Genomic DNA, 8,787 nt, shown 5'->3' on the forward strand with positions numbered 1-8,787 from the left:
ACCCTGATCGAAAACAAGGATACCGAGATCAATCGTCTCAATGGCATCTATAAAAGCCTTCTGAAGGGATCGAATGTCGAGCTGTTTGAAAGCCGTGCGGTCCTGAAAGATGCCCACACCCTTGAGGTCGGCGACAAGACGGTGACCGCCGAACGCATTCTGATTGCTGTCGGTGGGACGCCGGTGATGCCTGACATTCCGGGTATCGAACATGCCATTTCATCCAATCAGGCCTTCCACCTTGAAGACCTGCCCGAACGCATCGCCGTTGTTGGCGGCGGTTACATTGCCGTTGAATTTGCCGGTATCTTTGCCGGACTTGGCGCAAAGGTGACCCAGTTCTATCGCGGCGATCAGATCCTGCGTGGCTTTGATAACGATATCCGCAACCATCTGGCCGCCGAAATCGTCAAAAAGGGCATCGATCTGCGTCTGGAGACCAATGTCACAGCGATTGAAAAGAATGATGACGGCTCTCTCAGCCTGACACTGACCGGTGGTGGGCATCAGGAAGTCGATGCCATCATGTTTGCCACGGGGCGTGAACCGAAAACCCATGGTCTGGGCCTTGAGCAGGCCGGGGTGGAATTGAACGACCGCGGGGCGATCAAAACCAATGCCGGTTTGCAGACCAGCGTTCCAAACATCTATGCCGTTGGCGATGTCCGCGATCACGTGCAACTGACCCCGGTTGCGATCAAGGAAGGTATGTCATTCGCTGATACGGTTTATGGCGGCAAGCCTTGGTCGATGTCCTATCAGGCCATCCCGACTGCTGTTTTCAGCCAGCCACCGGTTGGCACCGTCGGGCTTTCCGAGGAAGAAGCGCGCGACAAGGGCAAGGACATCGAAATTTATAAATCGACCTTCAAGCCGATGCGCCACACCCTGTCGGGGCGTGATGAAAGAACGCTGATGAAGCTGGTGGTTGATAAAACCACCGATGTGGTGCTTGGGGCTCATATGGTCGGCCCGGATGCGGCTGAAATCATTCAGGGCATCGGCATTGCGGTCCGCATGGGCGCAACCAAGGCCCAGTTCGATCAGACTGTTGCTGTTCACCCTTCTGCGGCGGAAGAATTCGTCACCATGCGTTCGCCGGTAAGTTAACTGCTGCGCTGCGTGCAAAAAAAAGACCCTAAAACAAAGGCGATATCTGTTGGATATCGCCTTTGTCATATGTTTTGGCAAATGCCGTCAGAACGGCAGTGGCGCGTTATCGACCACTTCCTTCATGACAAAGAAAGTACGGGTTTGGCGCACACCGGGCAGGGCGATCAGTTGATCACCGTGCAGACGGTTGAAGTCGGCCATATCGCGCACCCGGATTTTCAGGAAATAGTCGAAATCGCCCGCCACGAGGTGACAATCGAGAATGAAGGGCATGGTGCGACAGTTTGCCTCGAACTCGGCGAAGCTTTCGGGTGTTGAGCGATCAAGCACCACGCCGACAATCACCAGGGCACCGCGGTCGACTTTTTCCGGCGCGATCTGAGCACGGATGCTTTTGACATAGCCTTCCTCAATCAGCTTTTGTGTCCGACGGTGGCAGGTGGCAGCACTTACATTGACCTGTTTGGCAATTTCGGCATTGCCCATGCGGCCATCTTGCTGCAACAGGCGCAAAATCTTGAAGTCGATCTTATCAGGCTCAAAATGCATGAAAGAACCTTCCGTAAATTTACCAATTAATGGAATAAATGGTGATTTGATCAAAGTGTGATGGTCTGAGCCGGGAAAATCAATCCGAACTACGAGAGCACCTTTCAAACGTGTCGCGCTAGCCTGAAGACGGTTTCAATCAGTTTTCAGGAGTGTCCGATGAATTTGCATAAGTTCGAAAAATATCCGCTGACCTTTGGCCCGACCCCGATTGAGTCTTTACCGCGCCTGTCCGCCCATCTTGGTGGCGATGTTGAACTTTACGCCAAGCGCGAAGACTGCAATTCCGGTTTGGCCTTCGGCGGGAACAAGGTCCGCAAGATGGAATATATCATTCCCGATGCGATCAAATCCGGGGCCGATACGCTGGTGACCATCGGTGGCGTGCAATCCAACCATACCCGGCAGGTCGCAGCGATTGCCGCCAAGATCGGGATGAAATGCCGGTTGGTGCAGGAAAGCTGGGTGCCATTCAATGATGCGGTCTATGACCGTGTGGGCAACATCCTGATGAGCCGGGTGATGGGTGCGCAGATCGAACTGGTCGATGAAGGATTTGACATCGGTATTCGCGAAAGCTGGGAAGCTGCCCTTGAGGACGTAAAGGCCAAGGGTGGTGTGCCCTATGCCATTCCTGCCGGGGCATCGGTTCATAAATATGGCGGTCTTGGCTTTGTTGGCTTTGCCGAGGAAGTTCGCGCGCAGGAAGCCGAACTTGGCTTCAAGTTTGATTATGTCGTCGTCTGTACCGTGACCGGCTCAACCCATGCCGGGATGGCAGTCGGCTTTGCCGCAGATGGTCGGGCTGACAAGGTGGTCGGTATTGATGCGTCGGCAACACCGGATCAGACCCGTGCACAGGTGCTTGCGATTGCAGAGAACACTGCCAATCTGGTGGAGCTGGAAGGCGGCATTTCGGACCGGGATATCACCCTGATCGAAGATTACGCCTATCCACTCTATGGTGTGCCGTCTGAGGAAACCAACGAAGCCATCCGTCTTTGTGGACGCCTCGAAGGCATGATGACTGATCCGGTTTATGAGGGGAAATCGATGCAGGGCATGATTGATCTGGTGCGCAAGGGATACTTCCCCAAGGGATCGAAAGTCCTTTATGCCCATCTTGGTGGCGTGCCTGCGATCAATGCATACAGCTATATCTATCGCAACGGCTAACGGGCGTGGGAAATGCAAAAAGGGCGGAGCCAACTGGCTCCGCCCTTCGTTTTTAGCCCCCGGCAAGGCCCGGGAAGATGATCAGAAGTGCGACGGCCAAAATCTGAAGGCAGATAAACGGCAGAAGCGACTTGAAGATATCGCCAAGCGATATGTCGGGTGGCGCAACCGATTTCAGGTAAAAGGCCGCAGGCCCGAATGGCGGGGACAGGAAGCTTACCTGCATGTTCATCGCAAACAGCACGCCAAACCAGACTGGGTCATAGCCGAGCTCTTTTACGATCGGCACAAAGATCGGCATGGTCAGAAGCGCAATGCCGACCCAGTCAAGGAACATGCCCAGCACGAACAGGATCAGCATCATGAACAGGATGATGATTGTCGGATCATCGGAAATGCCGGTGATCAGGGTTGAGACAAACTTGATCCCGCCCATCAGGTTGAATACCCCGACAAGGGCAGATGCGCCGATGCCGATCCAGACAATCATGCCGCAGGTCGAAAGCGTTTGAAGTGCTGCCGCCTTAAGCATCGGAAGCGAAAATTCACGCCGCAGAACAGTCGAGGCGATCACACCGGCCACACCGACGGCCGAAGCCTCGGTCACGGATGCGATGCCACCATAGATCGACCCCAGAACGCAGAACACGACCAGAATGGGCAGGAAAAGGCCCTTGAGCAGGCGGATCTTTTCTTCGCGGGGGATTTTTTCGGTCTGCGGCGGCGGGGCGATGTTGTTGCCGGTGTAAGAGCGGAACAGCACATAGGCGACATAGAAGCCCGCCAGCATGAAGCCCGGCAAAAAGGCCGAGGTGAACAGATCTCCAATCGATACGTTCGCGGTCAGGCCATAAATGATCAAAACAATCGAAGGCGGCACCATGGTGCCCAGTGAGCCACCGGCACAGACAACCCCGATGGCGAGGTTTTTGTCATAGCCCTGACGCAGCATCTGGGGCAGGGCGATCAGGCCGAGCAGAACAATTTCGCCACCGATGATGCCGCTCATGGCAGCCAGGATCACAGCAACAAAGATCGTCTGAACCGCAACGCCGCCTTTAAGGCGTCCGCCAAACAGGCGCATGGCATCAAACAGGTCGCGCGCAATACCGGATCGGTCAAGGATCGCCGCCATCAGGACAAACATCGGCACCGAGACGAAAACAAAGGATGAAACGAATGAATAGACCCGGCTTGTGATCAGCGGCACCGCCATCGGGCCAAACCAGCCAAGGGTAAAGATCAAGGCAATCAACAGCGTGACAAATGCCAACGGCATGCCGGTCACAAGGAAACCAAGCAGCATGACAAACATGGCAAGTGTGCCGAATTCGATGCCAAGGGACTGTAAATCAAACATTTAAATGTATCCTGTTGCGCTGCTTGGCATGGCCGTGCGGAGACGCATCAATTGATTGGGCACGAGGCGCAGATTATTCGGTCGAAGTGTGGGATGCAGGCATGATTGGTGCCTTGCGGGCATAATTGAAGGCCTGAACCAGGAACTGAACCATCAATACAATCAGGACCACCAACAAAAATACCTTAAGCACGCCCGGATAAGGCGCATTGAACGCACTGCCGGTCGTTTCAAGGTGGATGTCACCAGTGGGCGTAAAGACGGCACGTTCGACCATCAGCCAGGCGGCCCAGGCAAAGAAGCCCGATGCGATCATGCAGACCAGCGAAATACAGATATCAAGCGTCTTGCGCATTTTCGGTCCGGCAATGTCATAAAGCAGGACAACACGAATATGCTTGTCGCGCGCGGCGCAATAAAGGCCGCCAAACACAAAGCCGACGGCACAGATAAAGGTCGTGGTTTCATGCGCCCACAAGGTCGGGCTGCCAAAAACGTGACGAGCCACGATCTCATAAATCAACGTCGCCATGGAAAGCAGAAATCCAATGGCGAACACGCTGGAAACCTTCGTAATCATCTGGCCCAAAAGACCGGACACCTCAGTTGCCTGATCGGTGCTTTCTTCAAGTTCGGGAAGTTCGGGCAACGGTGAGTGTTGCGGGGTGTCAGACATTTCTGCGTTCCTTGCATCAACAGGAAATACAATCCGGCAAGGAGGGAGGCCTTCAGTCCCGATACGTCTCGGATCACGGAACCAGCCGGATTGTATCCCAGCAGTTTGCCGGCAGCAACACGGTGCGTTGCTGCCGGCGAAAAAGCTGTTCTGTCTTAGATCATACCCTGTGACTTAAGGTAGTCTACAAGGGTGTCGTATACACGCTGTGCATCTTCGGAACGTGCCGCGACTTTTTCCCACTGGCTGGTGGCAATCTGACGGAATTTCGCACGCTCTTCAGCCGACCAGTTGTGGATGGTGACGCCACCTTCCGAACGGGCCTTGGCAACAGCTTCCATGTCTTTCATCGCCAGACGTGCATCCATGTCATGGGCCAGATCACGGACCGACATTTCAAGGATCGCCTGGATATCAGCCGGCATGGAATCCCACTTGGTTTTGTTGATCGAGACTTCAAGCATCGGCATGGAGTGGAAGCCCGGATAGACCGGATGTTTTGCAACATCATGCAGACCCATGGCCTGGTTGGTCGAGAACACGGTCGCATCCGCAGCATCGATCACTTTTTTATCAAGCGAGGTGAATACTTCGGACTGCGGGATGTTCACCGGCGATGCGCCGGCTGCTGCGAAGACCTGCTGAACCATGCCTTCCGGGGCACGCATTTTCAGGCCTTTAAGATCGGCAACGCCATCAAGCGGGACAGAGGAAACAAATGCTTCCAGGCCCGGGGTAACGGCACCGACGAACTGCAAACCACGCGGGTTCAGAAGGCTGTTCATCAGTTCCTTGCCGCCGCCATATTCAACAAAGCGCAGCATTTCGGACGGTGCTGACCATGCGCCAACCGGGTTGGCGATCAGGCCGAATGCCGGATCTTTACCGGTGAAATAGCTGGTGTCGGTGATGTGACCGTCAAGAATGCCTGCGGCAATTGCGTCCTGGGTTTCGGCATGTTCGACAATCGAGTTAACAGGCAGCATTTCCACGGAAACACGGCCACCGGTCATGACGCCGACACGTTCGGCCCATTCCTGTTCCAGCTCAAAGTTAGGCACGCCAGCAGCATCGCTCGACTGCATCTTGAGGGTAAATTCCTGTGCATTGGCGGCAAACGGCGCCGTTGCAATCAGGGTTGCGATAAAGCCTGCACCTGCAAGCGATTTAAGAGTCTTGGTCATTCGTCTTCTCCCTAAAATGCCTTATTTTCCGGCAGTATTCTCTTTGACAAAGGAAAAACTGCCGTCTTCACGCTCCGCCAGTCGGTCAAGGACCGTGGCAACAACAGTTTCAAGCGGGGCATCGATAAAGACAGTCACGCAATTCTCGTCCGGCCCCGGCGGCTCGAGAGCTGTAAACTGGCTGTCTAAAAGTGCGGATGGCATGAAATGACCGACGCGGCGTTCAAGCCGGGTCTGGATCACTTCGCGCGTGCCATCCAGAAAAACAAAGGTGATCGGGTCGAGGTGCGTGCGCAACACGTCGCGATAGCGACGTTTAAGCGCAGAACAGGCGATGAAAATGGCCTGACCGGACTTTGCGCTTCCCTCTGAACTGGCAACTGAACCTGCCTGCGTGCGGGCCGCTTCTGCGACCGCATCAAGCCAGGGCCAACGCATGTCGTCATTGAGCGGAAGACCACGACGCATGTGTTCGACATTCGTGCTTGGATGGTGATCGTCGGCGTCCAGATACATGGTATCTGTCATGCTTGCCAGACGACGCGCGACCTCGGTCTTGCCCGATCCGCTCACACCCATGACAACGACATACTGCGTTTGCCGGTTCATTGAATTCGATGCACTCACTGATTTTCAGGGCGGGTTTTACTCTTGGACTGCCCTGTTGTGTTATAATGTTAGCGCTAACATAATGTTAGCGCTAACATTGAGTCAACAGCCGAATTTCCGGTGTTTGCTTTACCGTCACAAGGTGCTTGTCGGTTTGGAAAAGACGTAATAAATGTAAGGTTATGAGGAAGCGCAAAGGGGCCGGACGGCCAACAATATCCGATGTTGCCGAACGGGCTGGCGTCAGCACCATTACGGTCTCACGCGCGTTGCGCGATCCGTCAAAGGTGTCTGATCACCTGCGACGAAAAATCAACGACGCGGTGCGCAAGCTTAATTATGTGCCCCATTCGCATGCCAGCGCGCTGGCCTCGACCCGATCAAATGTGATCGGTGTGATTGTTCCCTCGCTGACCAACAACGTGTTCGCCGACACGCTGCGTGCCATTTATGACGAGCTCTATCAGGGACCGTTTCAGGTGCAGCTTGGCAACTCGCGCTATGTCGCCAAGGACGAGGAACGCCTTGTGCGTACCTTCCTTGGCCAGGGCCCGTCAGCCATGATTGTGGCCGGGGTTGATCAGACCGACGCAACCCGCGAACTTCTTGAAAATGCCGAATGTCCGGTGGTTCAGGTCATGGATATCAGTGATGACCCGATCGACATGATGGTCGGGTTTTCGCATTTTGAAGGCGGGCGGGCCGCCGGGGTACATCTGGTGCAAAAGGGTTACAAACGCATCGGTTTTCTCGGCGCACGCATGGACCCGCGCTCGCACCGCCGTATGGAAGGTTTCAAGGAGGCCTTGCGATCAGGCGGGCGATATGACCCGGACCTGATGATGACGACGACCGATTCTTCAAGTGTTTCGCTTGGCGGGCATTTGATCGAACAGTTGCGCAAACGCCGTCCTGACCTTGATGCCGTATTCTGCAACAATGATGACATGGCGCTTGGCGCGCTGTTTGGCTGTCAAAAGGCGGGTATCTCGGTCCCCGATGAAATGGGGATCATCGGCTTTAACGATCTTGAAATGATGGCGGCAAGCTATCCGTCACTGACGTCCATCCGAACCGACCGTTACCAGATCGGCAAGCGGGCCGTGCAAATGATCAAGAGCGTGCTGGACGGCGAAGCCCCGGAACAGAAAATCATCGATCTTGGTTTCGAACTTCAGTGCCGTGAAAGCACCATGCGCCCGAAGTCAAAGGCGCGCTAATAACTCTCACTCAGGCATTGGAAACTGAACGCCAAGCTCTGCCAGGCGTTCACGTGGTCCGGTGATTTTGATGCGCGTTCCGTCGGTATCGAACTGACGATCAAGAATGGTGATGCCGTCCTCTGCGCAGGCTTGCTCCAGCGTTCCGGCATCGGAAAATCCGGCAAATAGTTCTGCCTCGCCCTGCGGGATGTATTCGATGATTTCGGCAACATCGCAAACCGCATTGGCCGCCCCGCTATAGGCGCGCACCAACCCGCCGGTGCCAAGCTTCGTGCCGCCGAAATAGCGCGTCACAATCACCGCAACATTGATCAGATCCCGTCCCTGAAGGACCTTAAGGCACGGAATGCCCGATGTGCCTGACGGCTCCCCGTCATCCTTGCCATGTTCAATCAGCTGGCCTTCGTCATTAAGATAGCGATAGGCGTTCACATGATGATTGGCCTTGGGGTGAAGGCTGCGCAATTCATCAATCCGCTTGGCCAGATCATCGTGAAAAACGAGTTCGGCCAGAAAGCGGGATTTCTTTTCTTCGGTTTCGGCAAAGGCAGGGCGGGCGATGGTGTTCATGGCGATGTGCTATCAGAAATGCCCGGGTTGTGCCAGATGACATCTCCGACCCGCACTGGCGTTCGACCGTTAGGACGCAAACAGTTTTCCAACCAGAATGACGCCAAAAATGATCAGCATGATCAAAACAACCTTGCGGAAGGTTTCCGCATCCATCCGGTCACGTACCCGCGTGCCCAGCTTGGTGCCCAAATAAACCGGCACCAACCCGGCCAGCGATATCCACAGCGTTTCAATCGTCATCAGCCCCAATCGCGCAAGGCCAAGTGCCATGACGATGCTTGAAAGACTGAACGAGATATTGATGGCCGTCAGGAAGCGTTTGGG

Annotated in this window: 9 protein-coding genes and 1 pseudogene; 3 read left to right on the plus strand and 7 right to left on the minus strand. The window is 54.9% G+C overall.

The genetic code is table 11. The annotated features are described in order from the left end of the window. A partial coding sequence (gorA, locus tag B3Z49_RS04560; protein ID WP_296988503.1) for a glutathione-disulfide reductase occupies window positions 1-1,110 on the plus strand: 1,110 nt, incomplete at its 5' end. An 87-nt stretch (window positions 1,111-1,197) separates the two neighbouring features. On the opposite strand, the gene B3Z49_RS04565 is transcribed toward gorA, so the two are convergent. After that, window positions 1,198-1,662: an Lrp/AsnC family transcriptional regulator gene (locus B3Z49_RS04565; protein ID WP_296988504.1), complete on the minus strand. Its 465-nt coding sequence runs from the start codon at window positions 1,660-1,662 to the stop codon at window positions 1,198-1,200. 159 nt (window positions 1,663-1,821) lie between these two features. On the opposite strand from B3Z49_RS04565, the gene B3Z49_RS04570 reads away from it, so the two are divergent. Then, window positions 1,822-2,838: a 1-aminocyclopropane-1-carboxylate deaminase gene (locus B3Z49_RS04570; protein WP_296988505.1), complete on the plus strand. Its 1,017-nt coding sequence runs from the start codon at window positions 1,822-1,824 to the stop codon at window positions 2,836-2,838. A gap of 52 nt (window positions 2,839-2,890) precedes the next feature. Here B3Z49_RS04570 and B3Z49_RS04575 read toward each other — a convergent pair whose 3' ends face one another. The 4 genes from B3Z49_RS04575 to B3Z49_RS04590 all read right to left on the minus strand — a co-directional run bounded on the left by B3Z49_RS04575 (window position 2,891) and on the right by B3Z49_RS04590 (window position 6,667). Then, complete coding sequence (locus tag B3Z49_RS04575; protein ID WP_008891577.1) at window positions 2,891-4,198, minus strand: TRAP transporter large permease; 1,308 nt, start codon at window positions 4,196-4,198, stop codon at window positions 2,891-2,893. A gap of 73 nt (window positions 4,199-4,271) precedes the next feature. Then, window positions 4,272-4,874: a TRAP transporter small permease subunit gene (locus B3Z49_RS04580; protein WP_064788924.1), complete on the minus strand. Its 603-nt coding sequence runs from the start codon at window positions 4,872-4,874 to the stop codon at window positions 4,272-4,274. A 155-nt stretch (window positions 4,875-5,029) separates the two neighbouring features. Further along, a complete protein-coding gene (locus tag B3Z49_RS04585; RefSeq protein ID WP_008891579.1) occupies window positions 5,030-6,058 on the minus strand; it encodes a TRAP transporter substrate-binding protein in 1,029 nt (342 codons plus the stop codon). Between the two features lie 21 nt (window positions 6,059-6,079). After that, a complete protein-coding gene (locus B3Z49_RS04590) occupies window positions 6,080-6,667 on the minus strand; it encodes a gluconokinase (RefSeq protein WP_296988508.1) in 588 nt (195 codons plus the stop codon). 182 nt (window positions 6,668-6,849) lie between these two features. Between B3Z49_RS04590 and B3Z49_RS04595 the strand changes: the two genes are divergently transcribed. Continuing rightward, window positions 6,850-7,887 (plus strand): LacI family DNA-binding transcriptional regulator, encoded by a 1,038-nt coding sequence (locus B3Z49_RS04595; RefSeq protein WP_296988509.1) that lies wholly within the window; start codon window positions 6,850-6,852, stop codon window positions 7,885-7,887. 6 nt (window positions 7,888-7,893) lie between these two features. On the opposite strand, the gene B3Z49_RS04600 is transcribed toward B3Z49_RS04595, so the two are convergent. After that, window positions 7,894-8,460, minus strand: coding sequence for an IMPACT family protein (locus B3Z49_RS04600; protein ID WP_296988510.1), 567 nt, complete (start codon window positions 8,458-8,460; stop codon window positions 7,894-7,896). A 69-nt stretch (window positions 8,461-8,529) separates the two neighbouring features. Next, window positions 8,530-8,787: pseudogene (locus B3Z49_RS04605) on the minus strand (TSUP family transporter); the annotation flags it as partial.

The organism is Thalassospira sp. UBA1131 (assembly GCF_002311515.1).
GTDB lineage: Bacteria > Pseudomonadota > Alphaproteobacteria > Rhodospirillales > Thalassospiraceae > Thalassospira.

Excerpts from the sequence above, each read along its gene's own strand:
- B3Z49_RS04580 (WP_064788924.1), bottom strand. The coding sequence starts at position 4,874 with ATGTCTGACACCCCGCAACACTCACCGTTGCCCGAACTTCCCGAACTT.
- B3Z49_RS04590 (WP_296988508.1), bottom strand. The coding sequence starts at position 6,667 with ATGAACCGGCAAACGCAGTATGTCGTTGTCATGGGTGTGAGCGGATCG.
- B3Z49_RS04595 (WP_296988509.1), top strand. The coding sequence starts at position 6,850 with ATGAGGAAGCGCAAAGGGGCCGGACGGCCAACAATATCCGATGTTGCC.
- B3Z49_RS04575 (WP_008891577.1), bottom strand. The coding sequence starts at position 4,198 with ATGTTTGATTTACAGTCCCTTGGCATCGAATTCGGCACACTTGCCATG.
- B3Z49_RS04600 (WP_296988510.1), bottom strand. The coding sequence starts at position 8,460 with ATGAACACCATCGCCCGCCCTGCCTTTGCCGAAACCGAAGAAAAGAAA.
- B3Z49_RS04585 (WP_008891579.1), bottom strand. The coding sequence starts at position 6,058 with ATGACCAAGACTCTTAAATCGCTTGCAGGTGCAGGCTTTATCGCAACC.
- B3Z49_RS04565 (WP_296988504.1), bottom strand. The coding sequence starts at position 1,662 with ATGCATTTTGAGCCTGATAAGATCGACTTCAAGATTTTGCGCCTGTTG.
- B3Z49_RS04570 (WP_296988505.1), top strand. The coding sequence starts at position 1,822 with ATGAATTTGCATAAGTTCGAAAAATATCCGCTGACCTTTGGCCCGACC.